This is a genomic window from Streptococcus sp. V913 (assembly GCF_054353455.1).
In genome coordinates this window covers 42,025-67,251 of sequence record NZ_JBTHHX010000005.1, presented here as the reverse complement: position 1 = coordinate 67,251, position 25,227 = coordinate 42,025, and the positions used below count along the sequence as shown (strand labels likewise).

Genomic DNA, 25,227 nt, shown 5'->3' with positions numbered 1-25,227 from the left:
CTTTGTCTATATCAATCACAATGTATTGTTTACATGATGTTGTAAAAAAGTGATTCCCAAAATGGAAATCACTTTTTATTCAGCAAGGAAATTGTTCCTGAACATCGAAACCATAATAAAAATCATTGTTTCGTACCAAGTTCTCGCAATTTCTGATAAACTTGCTCTTCATCCGTTGCCACCTGATAAACAATATTTTGATTTCCCAAGGAATTAAAAAAATACTCTTGAATAGCAATAGCTAATTTATCAGTGTCTCGCATATTATCTGCCTTAGTTTCTACAAAAAGATAAATAATCTTATTTTGAGCACCTTCAATTACAAAAACAAAATCAGGACTAGTTGTTCCACCCATATATTTTGGAATACGAATAGCCGATTTAGGTAATTTCCCAAATACTGTTACTGCCTTATCATAGTGGTGCTGAAGAAGTTTTTTCTCTGGGTTCTCACTATCATAGTAAACTGGTGGACGGTCGTAAAGATATCGTTCTTCCCTCCCAACCTCAGTCAACTCTTTTGTACCTAAATTTCCAATAATAATCTCATTTACAAAACTATCCGTTGTAGCATCATAAAGTGTTGTAGTAGCTTGAAAATCCAAACTTTCATAGCGATAAGCTGTGCTATAACTCTTCTCAAAAGCACATTTAAAGGCTTTAACCAAATTTTTCAAGGTCTCATTATTTAGAATATTATCATTTCTAATTTTTTTCAATACTTTTAAGAGCCGCCTATGTAATGCTTTAATAGGTAAATTCGTTTCCTGTACCAGCTTTTTGAGGAAGTCTCCATACGCCATACCAGCTCTCGTATGGCTATAACGAGCTGTCTCCGTTGAACTAGCAACTTCACTACCCCCTGCTACTAGACTTTCCCTTATCATACCAAAATATTCAACAACATAGTGCGTCTCATCTAAAAATATCTGATCCATAAGTTGTGATATGTCAACAGCTCCATCATCAAAAACTATCATACGTCGCTTCGAAAAATCTCTCCAAAGTTCTTTTACCTGTTTCCAGTTGTCTTGATTTAATTTAACATGCGTAACAGGCCTTGTTTCATTACTATTACGAACCTTATCGCCTCTCAGTTGCTGTTCTGTCAGGATAGGATACAACTGGCATAATTTCTCCCATCCTCCCTCTTGATAAGTCATAGAAAAATCAATAATTCCCTTCTGTCCCAACTGATTTTTGAGGGTATCCTCCGTCAAATCCGAATAATGGCTAAGAATCAACCGAATCGTTTGCTCATCTAATCTTTCTCTATTAAATTCAATTGGAGCGTCGTTGTTGATTTCTCCAATTAATTTTTGAGCAAAATCTCTCTCATCATATCCAATGAGGAAATCCAACCGAGAGACAAATTCGTCTTGTGTGACACGGCGTCCCTTCTCATCAACTGGAAGACGAAGTCCTCGACCTACTTCTTGAATCTTCGAATTTTCAGATCCGGAAGTGCGAAGTTTGCAAATAACAAAAACATTGGGGTTATCCCATCCTTCACGAAGTGTCCACTTTGAAAAGAGGAAGCGTCTAGTTAGCCAATTCCCTTCACCATCTTTAAAAGACAATAGCTTGGTTTTATTATGAAGAATATCATCAACTTCTGCTTGGATATCATCGGCACTTGACCCACGATCTTCTCCGAAATAGCCTGCATGAATGGACTGAGTATCAGCCTGCAAGTCACATAGGCTTGCTTTAAGGTAGCCTAAATAATCTTTACTGATAGCATCTGACATTTTTTCCATGTCTGCTATCCTGCTTTGCAATTTCGCCAAAAGCAGACGCTCAAAAGTCAAACGCAACCAGCCATCCTTCTTTCGATAAGAGGCAATAGAGTCAATGAAAAAAAGGGTTAGAGCCTTAATCTTAGGTTGATTATTCGGACGACTAAAAAGTTCCCATTCCTTTATAAAGTGCTTATCAATAGCATCTTCTATCATAAGTTCCTGATAAGAGTTAGCAAAGGTGTGAGGCATGAGCATCATCCCAACAGCCAATTCTAATCCATTACTGAGCACTTTGGAACCTGCATAAAAAACATCCCCCTCAAAAGCAGAATCAACATCAGCAAGATTATCTCCGACCGCTAGCGTCCTTGTCAAATTGCCTTTTTTCAGCGTCAACTCCTTCGCTTTTACGCCTACTACCTTCCATATATTTTGGCTTTCCTCTTTAGTCAATTTAGGATAAGCAATATCAATCCCCTTTACAAGCCCTTGATTAAAGGACTTGACAGCAGTCAAGTTATAGACTGGTTGGTCTTGATAATAGTGTTTCTTTAAATGTCCTACCCGACCATTTTTTACCATCACCTCAGGAAATGTAGCCCCAAAGCGAACAATCATTTGAGGCTTGAGACTGGTTACCGCTTGATAATTTTTGCCGTCAATGGGAAAACGATGCGGTTCATCTATAATAACAACTGGACGCGTCCTTTCAAGGGCTGCAATGGGCTGTGTGATGTTAGACAAAAGAGTCTGATCGTATTTGTCACTCGTCATAGAAGACGATCGTAGCATATCTGCATTGACTAGAAGAACTTGAATCGTATTGCTATTGAGCCTTGAGCCTTCGATAAAACTTGTCAGTTGAGCTGGAAAGTTTTTGCGACCACTTTTCACTTTAAAGTCTCCTGCATTGATGACATTGAGATCAATACGAACGCTACCATAATGTTGAGAAAAGTGCTGTTTAGCATAATCCGACTGTATAAAGTGCCTAGTTCCTTCTTTGATAGCGGGACTCGGAACGACAATAATAAATTTAAAAAGTCCTCTCTCCTTGTGAAGCTCATAGAGAAGTCTGGTGTATACATATGTCTTACCAGTTCCTGTCTCCATCTTGACATCTAAAAATTTCATCTCATTATAACGTCCTTGGAGAAGAGGATTGGCGTAGGCATAGTTGATATCTAGATCCATACTACAATCATCAACCTTTGGGAAAGCATCCATAATGGCTTTTAAAGCTTCTTCTTGATGAGGTAGTTCTTCTAAAAATAGTTTCATGATGACCTCCTAATAACTCTTTATCAGCTTGACTACCTTGTCCAGACTGGACAAGGCCAACTCAAGCTCACATAGGGATGTCATCTCAAAGCTATAGCCGTATAGAATAATGGTCTGTACTTCTAGTTCACGCCTACCAAGAAGATTGACTAATATTTTTGTTTGTTCTTCTGTCCAGCCCTGTTCAATCAAATATAGTCGATTATCCAGTTGGATAGCAGGGTAACCAGCAAGATCAAGATACTTTTCCTTCTTATCAACTGCATAACCATCAGACAACTTCCAAGTTGTCAGAATGGTTTCGTGCGCTAAAGCTCCCCCCTCAACTCCCAGATAATCTGCTGAAAAAGGTGTCAACATGTCGTCAAAATAATCTTCGCCAATCAAGTTAATCTGTCCAGATCCATCCATAAAAGTTCCTGTCTCAATATCATACGTATCCAAGTCTTCCAACAATTTTTGATCAGGCTTGACTACTTGATAATGCTTAAATCCACCATCAAAGTTAGGAAAACTAGGATTTCTCTCAAGAATTTTAGCCCTCGCGCGCTTAATCCGCTCACGAGAAATTTGATCAATATAGCGATAGCCGTCCTTATAGGCAGCTTCTGCTCCTTTTGCAGGGCTTTCTGTGCCATCAGAGTTTGTCGTAAAAGTCGGCTGATCTAACTGTACCATGATATAGCAACGATTTCCTCCATCCTCTGCATTTAACTGCATGACTGCATCAGCTGTTGTCGCAGATCCAGCGAAAAAGTCTAGAACAGTAGCGGAGTTGTTCCCAAACATCTTTAATAACATTTTAATAAAAGCTGGATTTTTTGGCATTGAAAACAGTTTCTTTGAATCAAATTCTCCGTAAACAAAACCAGCAGTCTCTGTTTTAAAATCCCACTCATCAGATGATTTGATTAAACTTTTCTGTTGTTTGTAAACATTTCTATCCTTTTCATAAATACTCTTTTCTTTAAATAACAACGATTTTGTATTAAATAATTCTAGAAACTTACTCTTAGAGTATGTATTTTCAAGAAGTTCCCCATCTTTTATTGATTTATAAACTTTATATCCTTTATCTAACAAATCACTTCTAACTTCATCGATCTTCTCAGTTACTAGCTCAATCGTTTCTCCATTATAATAAACTGAGTAATTCTTATTATCATCAGCAGCTAGTTTATTTGTGCTTTCACCAACTAAAACACGCTTCCCATGGGAATAATACCCATATTCATCTTTTAATAATTTGTTTTTTCTTACAACATTTTCAAACGGAAGGGCTTTGTCAAAATCTCTTGCATAAACTAACAGTGTCTCATGACTGACAGCTACAAATTTCCCATTTTTTCTTCCCTTAGGATTATTTTCAATAGCTAGATTAGCCACAAACTGTCCTTCTCCAAATATCTCGTCCATAAGTAACTTTAGATTAGCTTGTTCATTATCGTCGATAGAGACAAAAATAACACCCGTATCCTTGAGAAGACGTTTTGCCAGCCAGAGTCTAGGATACATAAAGGTTAACCAAGCTGAGTGTGTAGCACGGCCCTGAATAGACTTAAGCCGAGAAAGCCCCTCCTCATCCAGACCAAACATAGCTTTGAGTTTCTCATCGCTGTGAGAAAAGCTATCAGGATAGACAAAACCGTCCGATCCTGTATTATAGGGCGGGTCAATATAGATGACATCGATGCTATTTTCATAACCAGCTTGCAGGTGACGTAGAACTTCCAAATTATCTCCCGTAAAAAAGAGATTGCGGCTGTTCTGATGAATCATCTCTTCATTATGCTTGATATTAGGAACAACCACCGTTTCTGAAAGCTCTCCTGTTTGTTTTTTTGCATAGTTCTTTCCAACAAAATCTAGTTGGTACCCAGAAGATAACTCCGTTTGAACACTCTCCTTAGCTAGACCTCTCTTAAATTTGTCCATATCAAAGCTTTCGCCTACAAAGAAATCTGGAAGTTTACTCTTCAACTCCTTGAGAAAGGCTGATTTAGATGTGATAGCTTGATTTTCCATCCGAATATCCTTAAGCATGAGCCACCTCTTTCATACTTATGGTACGCAAAAAGCCTGTCACAAAAGTAACAGGTATACGTATAAATAAAACATTAAAAAACTTAGCTATTCGCGAAATTATATATATATATATATATATATATATGTGTGTGTGGTTTTTTATGCATATTTCTCCTCGCATCTTCGGTTCATAGAGTTTTCTTAAGTATCAACCAAAGTTCTTTTGATGTTTTTTTTATTATATCATAATTTAAGCGATTAAATCCTAAAAACATCGAATATACCCAAGTCAAAACAACTTGCTTGACAAAAGCTTGACTTCATGGTTTAATATACCCCATAAGGGTATATTTGGAGGTGCCTATGTTTCACTTATTATTTACAAAAATTGACAGTATTTCTACCAGCGAGTTAGAAGTTAAACTCAAGGAACCGATTCAACTACTGGATGTTCGGACGCCTACGGAATTCCGTAGAGGTCATATCAAAAACGCCAAGAATGTTCCTTTAACAGAAATCGGTTCTTACACACCTGCAACAAAAGAAACACTTTATGTCATTTGTCATTCTGGTGTGCGAAGCAAACTAGCTGCGAAGAAGCTAAAGAAAAAAGGCTACGATGTCATCAATGTCCGAGGCGGTATGAGTGCTTGGACAGGCAAGGTCATCTAGATTTATAAAGGAGAAAGTCAATGAAAATTATCATTGTCGGAGGAGTTGCAGGCGGAATGTCAGCAGCAACCCGTCTCAGACGTCTCATGGAAGACGCTGAAATCACTATTTTTGAGAAAGGTCCCTTTGTTTCCTTTGCAAACTGCGGGCTGCCTTACTATGTTTCAGGAGAAATTGCAAACCGTGATAGTTTATTGGTCCAAACTCCTGAAAGTCTCAAGGCACGCTTTAATCTCGATGTGCGGCCATTTCATGAGGTCATCAGCATTTCGCCAGCAGAACACACTGTGACCGTACGCCATGATGGACAGGAATTCACAGAAAGCTATGACAAGTTGATCCTCTCCCCAGGAGCTAAACCATTTGTTCCTACCATTGAAGGCTTGGCAGAAGCTAAGAACGCCTACACGCTCCGCAATGTTCCCGATCTCGATGAAATTATGGCAGCCTTGGACCATCATCCAAAAGAAGCTGTCGTTATCGGTGCAGGCTTTATCGGTCTTGAAATGGCTGAAAATCTGGCGAAACGTGGATTGCAAGTTACTATCGTTGAGAAAGCACCCCATGTCTTGCCACCATTAGATCAAGAAATGGCAGCATTTGTCCAAGCAGAATTGATTAAAAACGGTGTTCGCGTTATCACTTCTCAGTCTGCGACTCGATTTGAAGACCAAGGAAAAGTCATCGTTCTCGAAAACGGTCAAAAGATCACTTCTGGCCTCACCATCCTTTCTGTCGGTGTTGAACCTGAAAACGGACTGGCTAAAGCTGCGGGGATTGAGCTGGGGCTTCGTGGTGGGATCCTGGTCGATGAACATTACGAAACCAGTCAAAAAGATATTTTTGCAGTTGGAGATGCCATCGTCGTCAAGCAAGAGATTACGGGCCAAGACGCTCTCATCTCTCTCGCTTCTCCTGCTAATCGACAAGGGCGCCAAGTAGCGGACGTCATCGCAGGACTCGGGCGTACAAACAAGGGCAGTATCGGTACTGCCATCGTTCGTGCTTTTGATATGACAGCTGCTTCGACTGGTCTCAGCGAACGTATCCTTGGCATGAATCAACTTCCTTACAAGGCCCTTCATGTCAGCGGAAAAGACCACGCCGGTTATTATCCAGGCGCTACTGATATGACCTTGAAGCTTCTCTTTGAACCAACCACTGGAAAAATCTATGGTGCCCAAGGAGTTGGGAAGAAAGGTATTGACAAGCGAATTGACATCCTAGCAACTGCTATCAAGGGAAATCTCACCGTCTTTGACCTACCAGAATTGGAGTTCACCTATGCGCCGCCATTTGGCTCTGCCAAGGATCCCGTCAATATGCTGGGCTACGCAGCCTTGAACCTTATCGAAGGTCTCAGCGACAGTGTTCAATGGTACCAGCTCGAAGACGAACTAGCTAAAGGAAAGAAATTCCTTGATGTACGGACAAGTGGCGAATTCCAGAGTGGTCGACTCAAAGTCGATACCATTCACATCCCCCTAAACGAACTACGGGAACGCTTGGATGAACTGGACAAGAACCAAGCCTATATCGTTAGCTGCCACAGTGGTTTGCGCAGCTATATCGCAGAGCGTATCCTCAAGCAAGCAGGATTTACCGCCCAAAACCTTGACGGCGCTTATTCACTATACAAAATGGCTAACCCAGAAGGAGTAGAATATGGTAACTAGTATCAGCATGGCTGACTTTTATGAAAAATATCAAAATGAAAATCTAGATCTTATCGATGTCCGTGAAGTACATGAATTCCAAGCAGGTCATGCACTAGGTGCAAAGAATATTCCTTTAAGTACCTTGGAGCAAGGCTACAAAGAACTCAAACCTGACCATGAATACCATGTCATCTGTCAAGGGGGAGTGCGTTCTGCCTCTGCCTGTCAATTTCTCAGCGCCCAAGGCCTCACCGTTACCAATATAGAAGGTGGTATGAATGCTTGGCCCGGTCAAGTAGAATAAGCAAATGAAACTGGGAAGCAACTCAATTTCTGGAGAAAATGAAGTAATACTCAATGAAAATCAAAGTGCAAACTAGGAAGCTAGCCGCAGGCTGTACTTGAGTACGGCAAGGTGAAGCTGACGTGGTTTGAATTTGATTTTCGAAGAGTATAAATCTCCCCACAATAAAACGCATACTATCAAGGCTTTTCAACACCTGATAGTATGCGTTTTTTAATTTTAAAGACTTTTTACCCAGCTTCTTTTGATTCAAATTAAACTATTCTATTAATAGTTAGATATGCCTTTGCAACTATCGTCTCAAAAAATTAGTTCATTTCCGTTTAATCAAGTATCGGATGGCCTTTTCTAGGCGTTCTTTTTGAGCCTCGGGATCATCTAGTGGTTGGTTGATGCAGGCGGTGAGATTTTCCGTAATCATCATCTCAATCACGCGCTCAACACTCGACTTCACTGCTGTCAACTGCGTCACAATATCAGCGCAGTCACGATCTTCTTCAATCATCTTTTGAATCCCACGCAACTGACCCTCTGAACGTTTCAAGCGTGTTATATACTTTGAGTTTGTCATTTCTTTTTCCTTGCTCGATTTTTCTTCATTATATCTCGAATAAGGGGCTTTGTCAAAATTCGCATCCCATCCGTCTTTGTAGGAACTTATCTCATATCTGTATATCTGTGTTTTCATGATATAATAGTAAAAAACTGTTCAGAATGGACGTACTTATGAATTCTATCTATGGTAGCTGTGAGGCCTATTTACCCACTATCTTGCAAACCTTTATTCAAGACATAGAGGAGGCCGCAGCCAATTACAAAAAAGAAACCAACCTCAAACTATATGAGCATTTGCATGCGCGCATCAAAACAGAAAAAAGCATGCGTGAAAAATGCCAACGCAAGGGCCTTCCTCAGACAAGTCAATCTGCTCTTAAAGAAATACGAGATGCTATTGGCGTTCGAATTATCACAGGCTTTACAGATGATATCTACCGCATCGTAGAGTATATTCGCCAGATGCCAAGCATCCATATTTTCAAAGAGAAAGACTATATCCGTCAGGTCAAACCCAACGGCTACCGTTCCTATCATCTGATTCTAGAGGTGACCACTCCCTACCCAGACTGTCTGGGAAATGACCAGGGTACCTATTTTATCGAGATTCAACTGCGCACAATTGCCATGGACTCCTGGGCTAGCCTCGAACACCAGATGAAATACAAGAAAAACATCCAAAATCCTGAGCGAATCACGCGCGAGCTCAAACGTTGTGCCGATGAGCTTGCTTCTTGTGACTTGACCATGCAGACCATCCGTGATTTGATTCAGCGCTCTGATCAAGACTAAGGAGAACCTATGAAAATCCTACTTGCCGAAGATGAAACCCAACTAAACCGTGTTATCACTGTTGCTTTAGAACGCGAAGGCTACAGCGTTGATTCTGTTTTTAACGGACAAGACGCTGTCGAAAAGGCTAAATCTAACCACTATCACCTCATGATTTTTGACATCATGATGCCAATTAAAACTGGAATCGAAGCCCTCAAAGAAATTCGCCAGGCAGGCAATACGACCCACGTTATCATGCTGACAGCCATGGCCGAAGTAGATGACCGTGTAACCGGACTCGATGCAGGTGCTGACGACTACTTGACTAAACCTTTCTCGCTCAAGGAGCTCTTGGCTAGACTCCGTTCTACTGCACGCCGCCTGGAAGACTATACTCCGGATACAGTCGAATTAGGAAATACCCGCTTGGATATTGATGAACAAGAATTGGCTGCTACAAACAGCATTCGTTTGGGGAAAAAGGAGACCCAACTCTTGACTCTCCTCATCCAGCACGCTAACCAACCCCTCAGTTGTCAACAACTACTAGAGCAGGTCTGGCCAGACGAGCTGGAAGAACAGGATCACGAGCTCGTCTTTCTCTATATCTCCTACCTACGCCAAAAACTCCAAAGTGTACAGTCTAGCTTACAAATACTTGGGGCTGCAGAAGGCCCCTTCCAATTGACAGGAGGTGACTAGATGTTTCGAAAACTACGCATCAAATTTATCGCAACGGCTACTCTTACCATTGCTCTGATTCTAACCTTCTTTCTAGTCTTGATGAATAGTATCGTCTACACTCAGACGGAGGGTAACATCCACACCGTCCTCTCTATCTTAACCAAGAATGAGGGCGAACTTCCTATTACAGACGAAATCAAAGAAAGTCTGACTGAGAAAAATATCCAAGAAGGGATTGTCTATAATTTTCAATACTTCTCCGTCAGAGAAAAGGAAAATGACTACGCCATCTCCCTTACAAATGTCCAGTCCTTAACTGAGGCTGAAGTCAAAAGTTTTCTCCCAAACATCCTCAAAAAGCAAGAAACTTATGGTTCTATTACTCATAAGGGACGCTATTTTACCTACCAAGTGAGCCAATCTACGACTGGGAAACTACTGGTCTTCTTTGAGACGACTAACTATATCCGAGAACGAGATACCTTACTTCAGGTCTCTATCTGGCTGGCCTTGGCTAGCTTACTCCTCCTCATACTGCTCTTCACCTTAATTTCAGGGATTGTTATTCGTCCTTTTATCAAAAACTATGAAAAACAACGGATGTTTATCACCAATGCAGGACACGAACTCAAAACGCCTCTAGCCATCATTTCGGCCAATACCGAGCTACAGGAGTTAATAGAGGGAGAGACTGAGTGGAGTATCAGCACTAAAGAACAGACGGAACGACTCAACCACCTGATTGGAAGACTCATCCGACTTGCTCGGCTCGAGGAGCAAGAGGATATCAAACTAGCTCCTCAAAATATCTCCGTCATCGCTGAAAAGGTTGCCTCAGATTTTGCTCCTCTCTTTACCAAAGAAGATAAAAAATTTGAAAGTTCTATTGAAGCAGACGTTGTAGAAAAAGTAGCCCAAGAAGAATTTTATGAGCTTCTTAGCATCCTTCTTGACAATGCCCGAAAATACTGCGATCCCGCTGGAACAATTCGCTTGACACTCCAACGCAAAAATTACCTACTACGCAAACGAACTTGCATCACTATTTCTAATGATTATAAAGATGGACAAGCAGCTAATATTAAGCGTTTCTTTGATCGCTTTTATCGTGCGGAGACCTCTCACAACAACCAAACCATATCTGGACACGGAATTGGTCTCTCTATGGCTCAGCATCTCGTCAGCCTATTTAGAGGTAAAATATTTGTCACCTACAAAAAACAGGTGATTACCTTTACAGTCTGGTTATAGCTATAGCTCTTTTACTCTTTATCATTTCATAAAAAGCGAACAAGTCCGCATTCTAAAAACAGAATACGAGCTTGTCCGCCTTTTTCTATGTCTACGATGTGGTTTTCACATCTCATCGTTCCAAGCGAATGCGGGTCACAATGCCGTCTGGGTCTACAAGATCCAACTCACTCAAATTTATCCACTTGATTGTTGCTTCTACCTCTTGTGCTTGCTTAACTATGTCCAAGAGTTCTTCCTTGCTTTCGACCTCAAGGACGTAGTAGGCCAAGCCAGGCAAGCCTGATTTGCGCGGAGCTAGACCTTTTCCAGCCCATTCATTGACAGCCAGGTGGTGATGGTACTGACCAGCCGCTATCCAACTAGCACTTGGAATACTAAACTTATCCTCTAGCCCTAACACCTTTTGATAAAACTGGCTCGCCGCGTGGCTATCCTTAACCGATAGATGGATATGCCCCATTCCCGTCCCTTCAGCTAGGACAAAGGGATCCACCTTTTCCCCTAACTCATAGATATCCTGTGCCGCAAGGGCTTCGGTCACACCGATAATGCGGCCGTCTTCTCGAATATCCCATGAAGACACTGGCTTATCACGGTAGAGTTCAATGCCATTTCCTTCTAAATCCTCTAGATAAATGGCCTCGCTGTATCCATGATCTGCACCCCCGACCAGAGGAATCCGTAAGTCACTTAGGTGTTTCAAGACATCTGCTAAGGCTTTTCGTGTCGGCAACAAAATCGCCAGATGGTAGAGCCCATAATGCTCCCTTACTTCACCATCCTTTTCGGCCTGAATCAAGTGAACCAAGGCTTTTTTACCAAGTCCCAAAATCGCTTCTGTCTCCGTTTGCGATAAAATCTCCAAGCCAATAATCTGGTGATAAAAAGCCGTTTGACTCGTCACATCCTTGACATTTAAAACCGCCTCTGCTAGGTAAATGTGGCTTTTGTAAGCATAAGTCATAGGGTGTCTCCTTTTTGCTGTAACTTCATATATTACATCAATTATACACTGTTGAAATAAAATGTCAACGAAGACAACTCAAAAGAGCTGGAAACCAGCTCCTTATAAATCTAAGATTTCAAAAAATTTTATATTTTTGATTACGAAGAAAAAGACGGAAGAAGATACCCTCAAAAAGGATCTCCCCCTTAACTTTAGAGTATTTTTATATCATCATTTAGAAATTTTCTACTCCAAATGATTTTTAATAGATTACGAAAATTTACATTTTCAATACTAAAAACTATTATAAAACAACATACATTTAACAACTAGCAATAAAAGGCCGTTTTATTTACGGCCTTTGTTTCTACATTATATTTATCTAGCGCCTCTTCGCTTTCCTAGTTGGCGACCCCACCGATTTGACTAGATGAAATTAGTAGAAGACCTGAAAATAATGTCAAGTATATCACCTTATTTCTAATTGATTGATTTTCCCAAAAGAGATATTCAATAACTTTTTGGTATAAAATAGAAGTAATCATAACAATGCCATTAGTAATTAGAGCGAATGATGGGGGTAGGATTCGAACCTACATTACTAATTACTTTATTCAGGTATAAATATTATAGCACAAAACAATAAATTAAGGAAGATTGTTCTAATTGTTAATATAATTACTAACTAAATGTATATGTAATTGTAATATAATGTCTATCTACCGAAGAAGCATTTATTTTTCTAACACATCAGATAGAAAAATCTAATTCTTTTTATTTCACAACAAGCTCATAACGCGTCTTACTTGTAAAAGTTTGCCCTGCTTTGAGAATGACTTGGTCTTTGAGGTCACTGTGAATGGCATCTGGTAAGGCCTGAGCTTCAAGGGCAATGCCATTGTGCTGTACCATTGGCTGACCTCCTATGACGACAGTCTCATCCACAAAGTTTGCTGTGTAGACCACAAAGCAAGGGGCCTCTGTCTTGAAAAGTAGGAAGCGACCTGAGTTTTGGTCATAAAGGAAACCAGCATTGTCATGACCTGCAGGGAGGGCAAATGGATGATCCAAACCAGATACTAGCTGGATTTGCTCATCGTCCTCTGCAAAGATATCCTTGAGCAAAGCACCATTGTAGATGTGTTTCACCACATCACGATCAGCATCTGGAGTCTTGGCCGGAACACCGTCGGGAGCGATTGGGTAAATGCCCTCCGTATTTAGCTGGAAGACATGGCGGTCAACTGTCTGCGTGAAATCACCAGACAAGTTGAAGTAGCTGTGATTAGTTGGATTGACCAGCGTATCCTGATCTGTCGTTACCTTGTAGCTGACTTCGTAGGCACCAGTTTCTTCCAAGTAGTAGCTAATCCAGATCTTGAGATGACCAGGAAATCCTCCTGTCCCGTCTGTACGTTCTGTGTAGAGAGTCAAGCCATGGTCGCTCACCTCGACCAATTCAAACAAGCTCGAATCCCAACCTGTTGAACCACTGTGGTTACAGTTGCTAGCATTGTTGACTTCAAGATTATAGGTCTGGCCATTGAGCTCAAATGTTGCACCTGCAATACGGCCCGCTACAGGTCCTACACTTGCTCCATGCTTGGGACTATTGCCTACGTAGCTAGCAAAATCATCAAAGCCCAAGATCACATTGGCAAAATTTCCAGCCTTGTCAGGTGTGACATAGCGCAAGATGGTCGCACCATAAGTCATAACTTCAAGCTGGTAACCACCATCAGTCTCAAAGCGATAGGCCAAGACATCCTTGCCCTCATGATTTCCAAATACACGCTCTGTGTATGCTTTCATTTTCATCTCCTTTTTTCTATTTCTATTAAGTAAACAAACCATAGAGAGTGTATGCACCATCTATGGTTGTAGTTTCTATTTTCAGAATCCTTTGTCAGAAAACCTTGAATATCTTCTTAACAAAAAGAGATTCTTCTATTCTTGTTTTATGCTTCCACACGTTCAGTCCATGAAGTCGCTGTTGTTTGAAGAACCTTGTTGAGTTCGTCAATGTTCTCAAATCCAGTTGTACGCAACCATTCACGAGCTGCTGCTTCACCATCTTTGATGTAGGCTTCAACTGAACCAGCCCAGGTTGCACGGCCGCAAAGAACTCCGTTGAAGTTTGCACCCGATTCGTGGGCAAAGACAAGGGTTTCTTGGAAAAGTTTAGCTGAAACCCCTGCACTCAAGTAGATGTATGGCAAGTTCGTTGCTTCATCTTGTGCTTTAAAGAAGGTTGCTGCTTCTTCGCGGCTATGGACGATTTCACCATCGCCAAAACCTTCAACGTATTTGACATTAACTGGAACTTCTACTTTCAAAACATCGATGTTAAAGCGTGGGTCTGAGAAGACCTTCATGGCACCGATAACCTTGTGTGGTTTCACTTTTGCGTATTCTGCAGAACCTGCATCAGCGATTTTTTCATCGTAAGCCAAGATTTCAAGGAAGAAAGGAATGTCTTCTGCCACACACTCAGAACCGATACGTTCGATGTAGGCTTGTTTTTCTTGGTTGAGTTCGTCAGCGCTGTCTACGTCATAGTAAAGCAAGAACTTCACAGCGTCTGCACCTTGTTCTTTAATGCGTTTTGCAGACCAAACATCCAAGCAGTCTGGTAAGCGTTTAGTGCTTGTTGTGTCGTAGCCAGTTTTCTCATAAGCAAGGAGAAGACCAGCATTTGGATCAAGCGCTTTTGTAGCTGGAAGACCATATTCAGGGTCGAGAAGCATAGATGATGCATATTTTGTCAATTCATCTGCAACCAAGACTTTGAGTTCTTCCATTTGAGCCACTGTTGGCTCTTCTGTTTGGTATTGAGCCATGAGGCGTTTCAAAGCACCACGTTGGTCAAAGGCAAGAGCTGAGATAATGCCGTTCTCGTCAGAGAGTTTTTTCAAGCAAGCTACTTTATTGGGACTTAATTGTAATTTACTCATAGACACTTCCTTATTTTTGATAGTCATGAATGATAACACCTTGTACCACACGGTTTACTGTACCTGTAGGAGACGGTGTATCTGGTTTGTTTTCCACTTTGAGCGAAGTCAACAGGGCAAAGAGTTGGGCATAAACGATGTAAGGGAAGACACGGTAAATATCATTCAAGACACCTCCACAACCAAGGGCCACTTCTTTGACATTTTCAAGACCAGAGGCTTGATCACTCAAAAGAACGACACGACGAGCAATGTGATCACCAGCAACTTCATGAACCAAGTCCAAGTCGTACTTGCGAGTGTATTCTGACGTTGTGCCAAAGATCAAAACAACTGTATCTTCATTGATAAGAGATTTTGGACCGTGACGGAAGCCAACTGGGCTTTCATACATGGTCGCCACTTGACCAGCTGTTAATTCCAAAATCTTGAGCTGAGCTTCATGAGCAAGACCAAAGAAAGGACCAGCGCCCAGGTAGATAACACGGTTAAAGTCAAGGTCAACCAGCTCTTTGACATCTGCTGCATTTTCTAGAACCTTACGCGCAAGGCTAGTCACAACTTCAAAACGTTCAGCTTTCACAGCAAATTCTGTAGGATCAAAGACCAAGAGAGCTGTCAACATCATAGACGTAAAGCTAGAAGTCATGGCAAATCCAGCATCATTAGAGGCAGCTGGTTGCAAGAGCAAAAGATTGCGCTCATCGCCATGAGCTTGAAGCGCCAATTTACCATCTGCAGCACATGTAATGGTCACTTGATAGAGGTCGTCAACCAAGGCTTTAGCCAAATCAACAGTCGCCACACTTTCAGGTGAATTCCCACTACGAGCAAAGGAAACAAGGACCGTCGCCACATCTTTTTTCAAATAAGTTTCTGGGTTGGCTACAATATCTGTTGTCGCAATAGAATTGAAATTCCATTTGCGCTCGTCATAGACTTCCTTAAAGTATGGCACCAAGGTATCTCCCACATAAGCAGAAGTACCAGCACCCGTCAAGATGACCTTGATATAGTCATGTCTATCAGCGATACCTTGCAGAAAGGCTGCAATTTCTTCACGTTTCGCTTGATAGGCTTCAAAAGCTTCTTTCCATACATCAGGCTGTTGGTAGATCTCACGAGTTGTGATTTCTGCACCCAGTTCAAGTAATTCTTCTTTTGTGTAATTTAGCATAGAGTTCCTCTAATCTATTATTGTTTCATTCCTATTGAAAATATGGGAATGGGAGTGACTCCCATTCCCATGTATATTCTATACAAGCTGTTCTAACGGTTTAGCCGTTGTCACATCTTATACTCGATGAAAATCAAAGAGCAAACTAGGAAGCTAGCCGCAGGCTGTACTTGAGTACGGCAAGGCGACGCTGACGTAGTTTGAATTTGATTTTCGAAGAGTATTATTCATCTTCGTCATCATCGAAGCCTGCTAACAAATCATTGACTTTCACAATGCTTTCTGCAGCACAGCTCTTGTAGTCCGCATCTGCACCTGTAAGGCTAGCATTGATAAATTCAATCACCATTGGAAGATTCATCCCTGCGTAGAGTTCAATGTCGCGACCTTCCATGATCAAACGGCTCACCACGTTACATGGTGTTCCACCGAGAAGGTCCGCAAAGACTAGGAAATCATCCAATCCTTCGATAGCAGCTTCAAATTTTGCAGTAAATTCTTCTGGGCCATCTTCTGGAAGAAGAGCCACTGCATGAATGTTGTCTTGTGGACCCATAATCATTTCCGTGCTACCTTTCAGTTCTTCACAGAAACGACCATGACTCACCAAAATTAACGATTTCACCATAAATTATGCGCCCATTCCAAGCAAGAATTTACCGATGAATGAAAGACCTACTGCAAGAACGATAATGATACCGATCGCTTTAGTAGAGTTCATACCTTTCTTACCAAGCAACCAGAAGATAAAGGCAGTAAAGATTGCTGGAAGCAAGCGTGGGAAGATTGAGTTCAAGATGTCTTGGAAGTCAATCATCTTTTCACCGATTGGCAATTTGTAAGAAATGTCAAAGTTGATCATTGTTGCTACAAGAGCACCCATCATGAAGACACCAAGTACAGATGCAGCATCAATCAAAGCTGTCAAGGTACTTTGCATGTTGTTGATAAGGTTAACCCCTTCTTTGTAGGCAAATTCCAATTGTTTCCAACGGAAGATGTCATAAGCAACTGCAACTGCGATCCAAAGGAAGATACCCCATGGTTGGCCGGCGATAGCCATAGTTGCTGCGATAGATCCCATGATGGCAGGTACAAGTGAACCAAAGATTGTGTCTCCAAGAGGAGCGAATGGTCCCATCAAACCTGTCTTGATACCGTTAACGGCATCTTTCGAACCTACACCATCTTTTTCTTCCATGGCAAGGTCAAAACCAGCGATAATTGTGTGGAAGAATGGAGAAGTATTGAAGAATTGAGTATGAACTTTCATCATTTCTTTCAATTCAGGAGTTCCATCCCCATACATTTTACGCAATTGAGGCAAGATCATGTAAAGGTAACCAGAAGCTTGCATACGTTCGTAGTTCCAACCTAATTGGAAAGTAAACAAGCTACGTTTGTTGATTTGATTAAAATCTTCTTTTGTAAGTTTGTAATTAGAATTCGTCATCTTCGATTTCCCCACTTTCTGATGGTGTAGAAGGTGCTGCTACAGCTACTTTTTGGCTGTTCTTAAAGTGAACAACTGCAAGGAAGATACCTACGATAGAAACACCGATCATAGACAAACCTTTGAAGTTATTAGCAAAGCCAATCTTTTCAGCAACATCAGCAGGAAGAGTACCAAGGATACCTGCAACAACTCCACCAAGACCTGTTACATATGAGTAAAGAACAGTCAACATAGCTGTCAAACCAAATCCCATTGCAAGGTAGTGAAGGTTACGTTTAACTGGAAGGTAACGAAGCAAGATTGCAAATCCAAGACCTGGAAGCATACGACCTGCAAGCGTCAAACCGTCTGCAACCCATTGGTATTCTTTAACAAGGTTTACAACACCTTGTACGAATTCTCCACCAAAAGCAAGGGCGAAGAATACTGGAAGGGCACGAGATAGAGCCCATGGAAGCGCACCAAGAAGGTAGTTGCGTTCGATTCCTTTGTAGTCAAAGCGTTCGATCGCAGCATCAATACGGTGAGCGAAGAATGTAGTAGTCATACGACCAAGTACGTCGAAGTAAGTCAAAAGTGCTGCTACTGGTACAGCGATTGTAGTGATCGCAAGGTCTGTTTCGATTCCTTGAGAAACTGAGAAAGCAGTCGCAAGAACCGCACCAGAAGTTGCGTCGATACGTGAAGCACCACCGAAGGTACCTACCCCAAGTACGAACAACTGCAAGCTACCACCGATAAACAAACCAGTTGTCAAATCTCCCATGACTAAACCAGTAATGAAACCAGCGAATACAGGGGAACCTGCAGAAGAAACGATCGTCAACTCATCACAGATTTGATAAGCTGAGTACAAAGTGAGAAGTAAAATTTGCCACCATTGTATCATAACAATGACCTCCTAAAAATTTTTTCCTATTTTAATAAGCTCAAAAAGTCTGAAACTGGATCATTTGGAACCATTTGAGCAGTGAGTTTCACACCTTTTTCTGCTAGTTTGTGGAAATCTTCCACATCCTTATCTACCACATTGATAGAACGTGTGATAGAGCGAGTTTCTGGTGTTTGAGACATATTGCCGACGTTAAGTGTTTCAAGTGGAACACCTGCTTCGACCAAACCAAGGAAACGGTCTGGTTTACGTGCAACGATAAAGAGACTTTGGCTATCGTATTTACCAGCAAGGATATTTGCTGCTGCTTTCTCAACTGGCAAGATACTGAGTTTCACACCTGGTGGTGTCGCAAGTTTCAAACCACTCTTTTCAATATCGTTGTTAACAACTTCGTCGTCTACAACCATAATGCGTGAAACATTTAGTTTTCCAGCCCAAAGATTGGCTACTTGACCGTGGATCAAACGTCCATCGATACGGCATCCTACAATTGTCATAAGTTTTCCCCCTTTATGTGTTTTAGTGTAGGTTTACGAGTTAAGTGAATCTCTTCTTTATATTCGCCTTCAGTTTCAAAGATGATGATGCGGTTAGCAGCTTCCTTGAGATAACTATGAGGGATATAAAGTGAGAGGGTCGGGCCGACATTCCAGAAACGCCCTAGGTGACGCCCATTGACAAAGGCAACTCCCTTACCAAACTCAGATAAATCTAAGTAGGTATCCTTCGGCTCTTCAACAGTAAAGTCGAAAGCGTAAAAGGCTGGTTGTCCTTCTGTCCATCCTTTTGAAAAATCAATTTTCTCAGGATTATCCAGTGGAAGTGGATATTGTTTCCAATTCAGTAAGAAATGTAGATCTTTGCAGACACCTGTACGAATTCCTTTATGTTGCGTATCTGCTAAGAACTTGTGTCCATAGTTAACACGCCCCATATTTTCGATCAGGATATCAATCTCTGAACAGCCTTCTCGGTTTCCCTGACAGTAGATGTCTTCACCAATCTCTGTCTGGTATTGAGTAGCAATCCATTGACCATCTACAAAGAGTTGAGCTCGGTCACGTCCATCGATGATACGGAGGCGTTCCTCTTCTGCATCCCAACTTGCCTCAGTGCGGTAGAGAAGGTAGCCATAGCTTTGACCAAGTTCTTCCATCGCCTTTGGATAGAGGCTTTCAGTTGGACTAGAGAGACTATCCAGGGTTTCAAACAGGGAAACTTTTTCGGCCAATGGAACTGCCTCTATCTCCATGCTTTCCTTATAGAGTGGTTCCAACTGTGGATACTCTGGGAAGTGTGTTGCCATCATCTTCTTGACTGCTAGATATTTAGCAGTTGGATTTCCTTCTTCATCGAGAAGGGCATCATAGTCGTATGATGTGACTTGTGGTAAATCCAGAGTTCCTCGAGCTGAGCAACCATTCATGAAACCAAAGTTTGTCCCACCATGGAACATGTAAAGGTTGATAGAGCCTTGCTCCAATACCTCTCGAACAGCTTCCGCCAACTCTTTTGGATCGCGTGTGATGATGGGTTCTTTCCAACGGTTGAACCAACCATCCCAGAATTCCATACACATGAGAGGCCATTTCTTGCCATGCTCATCAAAGAATTCTTGCATTTGTGAAAAGTTGTAAGGAGCCTTAGAACCGAAGTTCCCTGTCACAAAGAGATCATCTTCGATCAAGGTCCCGGCTTTCAGAGTAGCCCTCCATGGGCCATCTGAAGTAAAGAGTGGGCAATCAATCCCTCGCTCTTCCATCAATTTCCGAATTGCTCGTAGATAAGACTTATCTTCTCCATAAGAACCATATTCATTTTCGACTTGCATCATGAGAATGTTTCCGCCATTATCCAACAAGCGAGGCACAAGCCTTGGCAATAATTGGTCATAATAGCGAGCAACTGCCTCGATGTAGGCCGGGTCGGACGAGCGGATTCGCATGTCCTTGGTCAAGAGCCAAGCCGGCAAGCCACCAAATTCCCATTCCGCACAGATAAATGGAGACGGGCGTACAATGGCATAGAGACCCAAATCTTGTGCTATTTGAAGAAATCTCTCCAAATTTCTGGCACCTTCAAAATCAAATTCCCCTTCAACGGGTTCATGTAAATTCCAAGCCACATAGGTCTCGACCGTATTAAAGCCAAGCGCCTTTAAGTTATAGAGAGAATGATACCAATCCTCTGCTGGAATCCTAAAATAATGAATGGCGCCAGACAAAATCTTGAACGGTTTCCCATCTAAATAGAAATCGTCCTCAATTTTAAATCTTGTCATGTTACCACCTCTGACGAATTAAGTTTGCGCTTTCATTTATTATAATATTAAATATAATCAAATATTTTGCATTTGTCAATAGGTTTTAGAAAATTCTTTAAAATTTTTCTATTTTTTTACTTACTATTTACCAAAATTATCTAAAAATAGCATGAAAGCGATATTTTAATGTATGATAATTCACAAGGTTATAAAATGGAATTTTTTACATGTAACATAACATTTTTAGTCTATTATTTTAATTTTTTTTACCTAAATACTACTATTTTGTCTGTATTTATGGTAAAATCAGAACTGGAGAAAGAGAATCGAGGTGAAAATTATGGCTATTCCAAAATACCAATATATTAAAGATGAATTAAAAAACAAAATCATCTCTGGTCAATTTGCAAGTGGGGATAAATTTTATACAGAAGCAGAATTGATCGCGATGTACGATGTTAGTTCAATCACTGTTGTGCGTGCTTTGAATGACCTTGCAAAAGACGGCTATATTGTCCGCCAACAAGGTAAAGGGACTTTCGTTTCACGTGCACGTAAGCACAAACTCGTTGAATTTTCAGATGTCGAAATCTTTGAAACAAAAGATGATAAAGTTACTGTTCTTTCTATCGAGCGTGGAAACAAGCTTGAATACCTAGAGAAGCTTGGACTACGTGGAGATCAGTTCTATTATAAAATTGAACGTACCCGTCAAACAAATGGCGTAACTTACATCTACCACACATCTTATATTCCTGAACAATATATCAATGCTAACTATCCAAATCTTGACTATTATAGTTCTATCTATAAACGTTTCAAGCTGGATTACCGCATTCACATGACTGATGAGCATTTTGAGGAAATCAATGAAATCGCATTTCCAACACCAGAGCATGTTGCTTCTGTACTTGGAATCGATACGCAATTTCCAACAGTCTTCCAAACGAAGACTACTAAACTTGAGGCTACTGGCCAAGTCCTTGCCTATAGTGAAACTTATAAGCGAGCAGACTACTACAAAATTAAATTCCTCTCATGTAATCGAGGTCATTAAGAAAAAGCTTGAGCCTAGCTCAGGCTTTTTCTATATTCATTATAGCACGAGAAAGAAGTTGTGAAAACGCTATGGAGGACTCTTATTTAATTAGTAGCGTTTTTACTAAAAACAAGTTAAATATTGGTTTTCTCTTTCTCATTTCTAGAAATAATTTTCTTCTAAATCTTATGATTTCCTCTATTCATCAAATCTCACGGTCTCAAGCCAATGGCATTCAACGATGGTTTCTACTACGAGGACAAGGATGATGTTGAGTTTGACAAGGATGTCATCATCTCTTACTGGTCTAAAGGATGGTGGGGCTACAACCTTGCATCTCCTCAGTATCTAGCAAGCAAAGGCTACAAACTTCTTAATACCAACGGAGATTGGTACTACATTCTCGGTCAAAAACCAGAAGATGGTGGTAGCTTCCTTAAGAAAGCTATTGAAAATACCGAAAAAACTCTATTTAACCAGCTAGCTTCAACTAAATATCCTGAAGTTGACCTACCTACTATTGGTAGCATGCTTGCTATCTGGGCAGACAAACCAAGTGCTGAGTACAAGGAAGAAGAAATCTTTGAACTCATGACTGCCTTCGCAGACCACAACAAAGACTACTTCCGTGCTGACTACAATGCTCTCCGTGAGGAACTTGCTCAAATCCCTACTAACTTGGAAGGATACAGCAAAGAAAGTCTCGATACCTTAAATGCAGCTAAAGAGGCTCTCAACTACAACCTCAACCGTAGCAAACAAGCCGAGTTAGACGCTCTCGTAGCCAAACTCAAAGCAGCCCGCCTAGGCCTCAAACCAGCGGAAACTCACTCAGGAAGCCTTGATGAAAACGAACTAGCTGCCAATGTTGAAACTAAACCGGAACTCATCACAAGAGCAGAAAAGATTCCATTTGAGGTCATCAAGAAGGAAAATCCGAATCTCCCAGCCGGTCAGGAAAAGATCATCACACCAGGTGTAGAGGGCGAACGCACTCATTACATCTCTGTCCTTACTGAAAATGGGAAACAAACAGAAACTGTTCTAGATAACCAAGTAACCAAAGAACCTGTGACACAAGTGGTTGAAATCGGTGCCCCTATTACTCACAAAGGGGATGAACACGGTCTTGCTCCAGCCACAGAGGCAAAACCAAGACTAGATATCCAAGAAGAAGAGATTCCATTCACTACCGTAACACGTGAAAATCCACTCTTGCTCAAAGGGAAGACTCAAGTCCTTACCAAAGGTGTTAACGGTCGTCGCAGTCATTACTACTCTGTCAGCACTACTGCTGACGGCAAAGAAGTGAAGACTCTTGTCGATAGCCTTGTAACGCAAGAAGCAGTGACACAAGTCATTGAAGTCGGCACTGCCGTTGAGAAAGCTGAGCAAACTGCACCAACTACTGCCAAAGCAGATGAAAAACAACTCCCTGCAACAGGAAGTCAAGACTCTGCAGGCTTGATCGCAGCAGGATTCATGGCGACTCTAGCAGCCTACGGACTAACTAAGAGAAAAGAAGATTAAACCTCTTCGACAAGAATAGAAAAAAGCGAGATTGAATCTCGCTTTTTTGATTTATGATTAGTCCCCCAGTCCGAGACGGTCAAAGATGTCATCTACTCGTCTGGTGTAGTATGCAGGGTTGAAGATTTCATCGATTTCTTCTTGAGTGAGGCGTGATGTTACTTCTGGATCTGCTTCCAGAAGTGGCTTGAAGTCTACTTGGTTATCCCATGAGTGGGCTGTTTTTGGTTGAACCAAGTCGCAAGCTTGAGACCAAAAGTTGTCGGCTCAGCATGCACACCGTGGGTACGCCCCATCATGATTGTGAACTTGTGTTCTTTAGCCTTGTCAGCGATGATGTTGGTGAAGTAAAGACCGCTCCGCAGATAGCAGCCGACAGCATGCCCTCGCCGACAAAGCCAGCGTGGGAAGGCTCATGGCCGCTTCCACCACCAGAAATCAGGCCAACCTTGCCCGTCTTCTCACTCTTGCGAGCGATGATATCAAAGCCCTCGACCCGATAAACCAAATCGCTGTGAATATAGGCCAAGCCATCCAGCATCTAGTTCACAACTGCTGTTGGATCGTTGATAATTTTCTTCATAGGTGTCCTCCTTTTCTCCGCGCTTCTTTCAAATTGAGTTATTCGCCCTAAAAAGAAAGCGCTATCATTTTGACGTTGTTTTAACATCTTATCTTACTAAAAGCAAATTCTGCCGCATCTTAGACTAGAAGGAAGCATCAAATTAGTTGACAAGAAAAAGTAGACAGTGTATACTAAAGATAGATAAGTAGACAGTGTATACTTTTGGAGGAGATACATGAAACGCAATACTGCCCAACTGAAAGAACAGCTGATCCAAACAGGGATTGACGAAATCGGAAAACATGGAATTGAACAGCTTTCACTCAGGACTGTTGCCAAGATCTGCGGTGTGACTCACGGCAGCCCTTACCGCCATTTTGAGAGCAAGGAAAGCTATCTCAAAGTCGTTTTGACTCAGCTTTCGCTCTTTCTCAATCAGGAAATCAATGAAAATATTGATGCGACTGGTTCTGCGCGCGATCAGCTGACCCAGCTTGGACTTAATTTCATTATTTTTGCCAAGACCTACCCTCATTTTTTTGAAGCTCTCTTTATCAAATTTCCTTTTAAATATATGAAGGTGACGCAGGACACTATTCTCTTGGAGTCTGACTTGCCTGGATTTGATAAATTTAAGGAGCTCGTTTTAAAGCTTCGCAAGGAGGAAAATTTTAGCAATAGCGAAGCAGAAAGCCTTTTTCACTTTTGGAGCTTTATCACAGGCCTAGCCGTTCTGGCCAACAGTCCTATCGGACAAGACCTTGATCCTCAAGCCATCCAAAGCACGATTGAGCATATGCTTGACATTTATATCAAAGGAGAACAATCATGAAAACCTTGATTATTTACACCCACCCCAGCCCAACTGGCTTCAATGCTGCTATTCTCAAAGAAGTTCAAAGCAATCTTTCTAAAAAGCACGAGGTGAAAACTTTGGACTTGTATGCTGAAAATTTTAATCCGATTTTGCGCTTTGACCAAGAACATAGACGCCGTGACCTGCACAAAGACCCTGAAATGGCAAAATACAGGGATTTGATTACTTGGGCAGACCAGCTGATTTTCATTTTCCCTATCTGGTGGAGTGGTATGCCGGCCATTCTCAAAGGCTTTATCGACCGCGTCTTTGCTGCTGACTTTGCTTACTCTTATAAAAAAGTTGGTCTCCAAGGCCACTTGCAAGGCAAGTCCGGCTGGATTATCACCAGCCACAACACACCTGCTTTTGCCTTGCCTTTTGTCCAAGACTACGGCAAGGTACTGAAAAATCAAGTCCTGAAACCGTGTGGAATTACTCCAGTCAAACTGACCGTCCTCAACAGTGTAGAACGCAAAACAGACCAAGAACGCCAAGAAATGCTCAAGAAAGTCGGACAACTGGCCAGTCAAATTTAAGATAAAGAAAACGGGAGCGGGCAAGAACTCCAAACAAGTTAAAAAAAGTTCGTCTTCC

Annotated in this window: 21 protein-coding genes and 3 pseudogenes; 10 read left to right on the top strand and 14 right to left on the bottom strand. The window is 41.5% G+C overall.

The features are described 5' to 3' along the window. Positions 1 to 122 precede the first annotated feature (122 nt). A complete protein-coding gene (locus ACXYSL_RS08505; protein WP_458624480.1) occupies positions 123 to 3,023 on the bottom strand; it encodes a type III restriction-modification system endonuclease in 2,901 nt (966 codons plus the stop codon). A 9-nt stretch (positions 3,024 to 3,032) separates the two neighbouring features. Then, entirely contained in the window at positions 3,033 to 5,066 is a 2,034-nt protein-coding gene (locus tag ACXYSL_RS08500; protein ID WP_458624479.1) for a DNA methyltransferase, read from the bottom strand. Positions 5,067 to 5,411: 345 nt separating this feature from the next. On the opposite strand from ACXYSL_RS08500, the gene ACXYSL_RS08495 reads away from it, so the two are divergent. From ACXYSL_RS08495 to ACXYSL_RS08485, 3 genes are read left to right on the top strand one after another with little or no spacing between them, the layout of a single operon-like run. Continuing rightward, a complete protein-coding gene (locus tag ACXYSL_RS08495; RefSeq protein ID WP_250315653.1) occupies positions 5,412 to 5,720 on the top strand; it encodes a rhodanese-like domain-containing protein in 309 nt (102 codons plus the stop codon). Between the two features lie 20 nt (positions 5,721 to 5,740). Continuing rightward, positions 5,741 to 7,396, top strand: a complete 1,656-nt coding sequence (locus tag ACXYSL_RS08490; protein WP_458624478.1) for an FAD-dependent oxidoreductase — start codon at positions 5,741 to 5,743, stop codon at positions 7,394 to 7,396. Then, positions 7,386 to 7,682 (top strand): rhodanese-like domain-containing protein, encoded by a 297-nt coding sequence (locus tag ACXYSL_RS08485; protein ID WP_458624477.1) that lies wholly within the window; start codon positions 7,386 to 7,388, stop codon positions 7,680 to 7,682. Before ACXYSL_RS08490 ends, ACXYSL_RS08485 begins: the two co-directional genes overlap by 11 nt. A 313-nt stretch (positions 7,683 to 7,995) precedes the next feature. On the opposite strand, the gene ACXYSL_RS08480 is transcribed toward ACXYSL_RS08485, so the two are convergent. Continuing rightward, the gene (locus ACXYSL_RS08480; RefSeq protein ID WP_000185161.1) at positions 7,996 to 8,253 is read right to left on the bottom strand and encodes a metal-sensitive transcriptional regulator; all 258 of its coding nucleotides are present in this window, start codon (positions 8,251 to 8,253) and stop codon (positions 7,996 to 7,998) included. A 155-nt stretch (positions 8,254 to 8,408) separates the two neighbouring features. Here ACXYSL_RS08480 and ACXYSL_RS08475 point away from each other — a divergent pair, with 155 nt between their 5' ends. The 3 genes from ACXYSL_RS08475 to ACXYSL_RS08465 are packed head-to-tail and all read left to right on the top strand — an operon-like array spanning position 8,409 to position 10,946. Continuing rightward, positions 8,409 to 9,029: a GTP pyrophosphokinase gene (locus tag ACXYSL_RS08475; RefSeq protein WP_458624476.1), complete on the top strand. Its 621-nt coding sequence runs from the start codon at positions 8,409 to 8,411 to the stop codon at positions 9,027 to 9,029. Positions 9,030 to 9,038: 9 nt separating this feature from the next. Then, positions 9,039 to 9,713 (top strand): response regulator transcription factor, encoded by a 675-nt coding sequence (locus tag ACXYSL_RS08470; protein ID WP_458624475.1) that lies wholly within the window; start codon positions 9,039 to 9,041, stop codon positions 9,711 to 9,713. Continuing rightward, on the top strand, positions 9,714 to 10,946 hold the full coding sequence (locus tag ACXYSL_RS08465) for a sensor histidine kinase (RefSeq protein WP_061420201.1): 1,233 nt from the start codon (positions 9,714 to 9,716) through the stop codon (positions 10,944 to 10,946). It begins immediately after the preceding gene. Between the two features lie 112 nt (positions 10,947 to 11,058). On the opposite strand, the gene ACXYSL_RS08460 is transcribed toward ACXYSL_RS08465, so the two are convergent. From ACXYSL_RS08460 to ACXYSL_RS08420, 9 genes are all read right to left on the bottom strand, one after another. Continuing rightward, positions 11,059 to 11,913, bottom strand: coding sequence for a VOC family protein (locus tag ACXYSL_RS08460; RefSeq protein WP_458624474.1), 855 nt, complete (start codon positions 11,911 to 11,913; stop codon positions 11,059 to 11,061). Between the two features lie 756 nt (positions 11,914 to 12,669). After that, positions 12,670 to 13,707, bottom strand: coding sequence for an aldose epimerase family protein (locus ACXYSL_RS08455; RefSeq protein ID WP_458624473.1), 1,038 nt, complete (start codon positions 13,705 to 13,707; stop codon positions 12,670 to 12,672). Positions 13,708 to 13,853: 146 nt separating this feature from the next. Then, a complete protein-coding gene (lacD, locus tag ACXYSL_RS08450) occupies positions 13,854 to 14,849 on the bottom strand; it encodes a tagatose-bisphosphate aldolase (RefSeq protein WP_458624472.1) in 996 nt (331 codons plus the stop codon). A 10-nt stretch (positions 14,850 to 14,859) separates the two neighbouring features. Next, positions 14,860 to 16,026, bottom strand: coding sequence for an SIS domain-containing protein (locus ACXYSL_RS08445; protein WP_458624471.1), 1,167 nt, complete (start codon positions 16,024 to 16,026; stop codon positions 14,860 to 14,862). A 223-nt stretch (positions 16,027 to 16,249) separates the two neighbouring features. Then, positions 16,250 to 16,654, bottom strand: coding sequence for a PTS sugar transporter subunit IIA (locus ACXYSL_RS08440; protein WP_458624470.1), 405 nt, complete (start codon positions 16,652 to 16,654; stop codon positions 16,250 to 16,252). A gap of 3 nt (positions 16,655 to 16,657) precedes the next feature. Beyond that, the gene (locus ACXYSL_RS08435) at positions 16,658 to 17,479 is read right to left on the bottom strand and encodes a PTS system mannose/fructose/sorbose family transporter subunit IID (RefSeq protein WP_000185284.1); all 822 of its coding nucleotides are present in this window, start codon (positions 17,477 to 17,479) and stop codon (positions 16,658 to 16,660) included. Further along, positions 17,466 to 18,371, bottom strand: coding sequence for a PTS mannose/fructose/sorbose/N-acetylgalactosamine transporter subunit IIC (locus ACXYSL_RS08430; protein ID WP_295590399.1), 906 nt, complete (start codon positions 18,369 to 18,371; stop codon positions 17,466 to 17,468). Before ACXYSL_RS08430 ends, ACXYSL_RS08435 begins: the two co-directional genes overlap by 14 nt. Positions 18,372 to 18,397: 26 nt before the next feature. Further along, positions 18,398 to 18,874, bottom strand: coding sequence for a PTS sugar transporter subunit IIB (locus ACXYSL_RS08425; RefSeq protein ID WP_458624469.1), 477 nt, complete (start codon positions 18,872 to 18,874; stop codon positions 18,398 to 18,400). After that, a complete protein-coding gene (locus ACXYSL_RS08420) occupies positions 18,871 to 20,658 on the bottom strand; it encodes a glycoside hydrolase family 35 protein (RefSeq protein WP_458624468.1) in 1,788 nt (595 codons plus the stop codon). Before ACXYSL_RS08420 ends, ACXYSL_RS08425 begins: the two co-directional genes overlap by 4 nt. 322 nt (positions 20,659 to 20,980) lie before the next feature. Here ACXYSL_RS08420 and ACXYSL_RS08415 point away from each other — a divergent pair, with 322 nt between their 5' ends. Both ACXYSL_RS08415 and ACXYSL_RS08410 read left to right on the top strand, forming a co-directional pair. Further along, on the top strand, positions 20,981 to 21,697 hold the full coding sequence (locus ACXYSL_RS08415; protein WP_001007188.1) for a GntR family transcriptional regulator: 717 nt from the start codon (positions 20,981 to 20,983) through the stop codon (positions 21,695 to 21,697). A 189-nt stretch (positions 21,698 to 21,886) separates the two neighbouring features. Continuing rightward, a pseudogene (locus ACXYSL_RS08410) lies at positions 21,887 to 23,209 on the top strand (G5 domain-containing protein); the annotation flags it as partial. 57 nt (positions 23,210 to 23,266) lie between these two features. On the opposite strand, the pseudogene ACXYSL_RS08405 reads toward ACXYSL_RS08410, so the two are convergent. Both ACXYSL_RS08405 and ACXYSL_RS08400 read right to left on the bottom strand, forming a co-directional pair. After that, positions 23,267 to 23,458: pseudogene (locus tag ACXYSL_RS08405) on the bottom strand (adenylosuccinate lyase); the annotation flags it as partial. 88 nt (positions 23,459 to 23,546) lie between these two features. After that, positions 23,547 to 23,750, bottom strand: a pseudogene (locus ACXYSL_RS08400) (dihydroxyacetone kinase subunit DhaK); the annotation flags it as partial. A gap of 259 nt (positions 23,751 to 24,009) precedes the next feature. On the opposite strand from ACXYSL_RS08400, the gene ACXYSL_RS08395 reads away from it, so the two are divergent. Together ACXYSL_RS08395 and ACXYSL_RS08390 are read left to right on the top strand one after the other, a co-directional pair. Beyond that, entirely contained in the window at positions 24,010 to 24,606 is a 597-nt protein-coding gene (locus ACXYSL_RS08395) for a TetR/AcrR family transcriptional regulator (RefSeq protein WP_045616643.1), read from the top strand. Then, the gene (locus ACXYSL_RS08390; RefSeq protein WP_045616641.1) at positions 24,603 to 25,169 is read left to right on the top strand and encodes an NAD(P)H-dependent oxidoreductase; all 567 of its coding nucleotides are present in this window, start codon (positions 24,603 to 24,605) and stop codon (positions 25,167 to 25,169) included. The genes ACXYSL_RS08395 and ACXYSL_RS08390 overlap by 4 nt, the downstream gene beginning before the upstream one ends. Positions 25,170 to 25,227 lie beyond the last annotated feature (58 nt).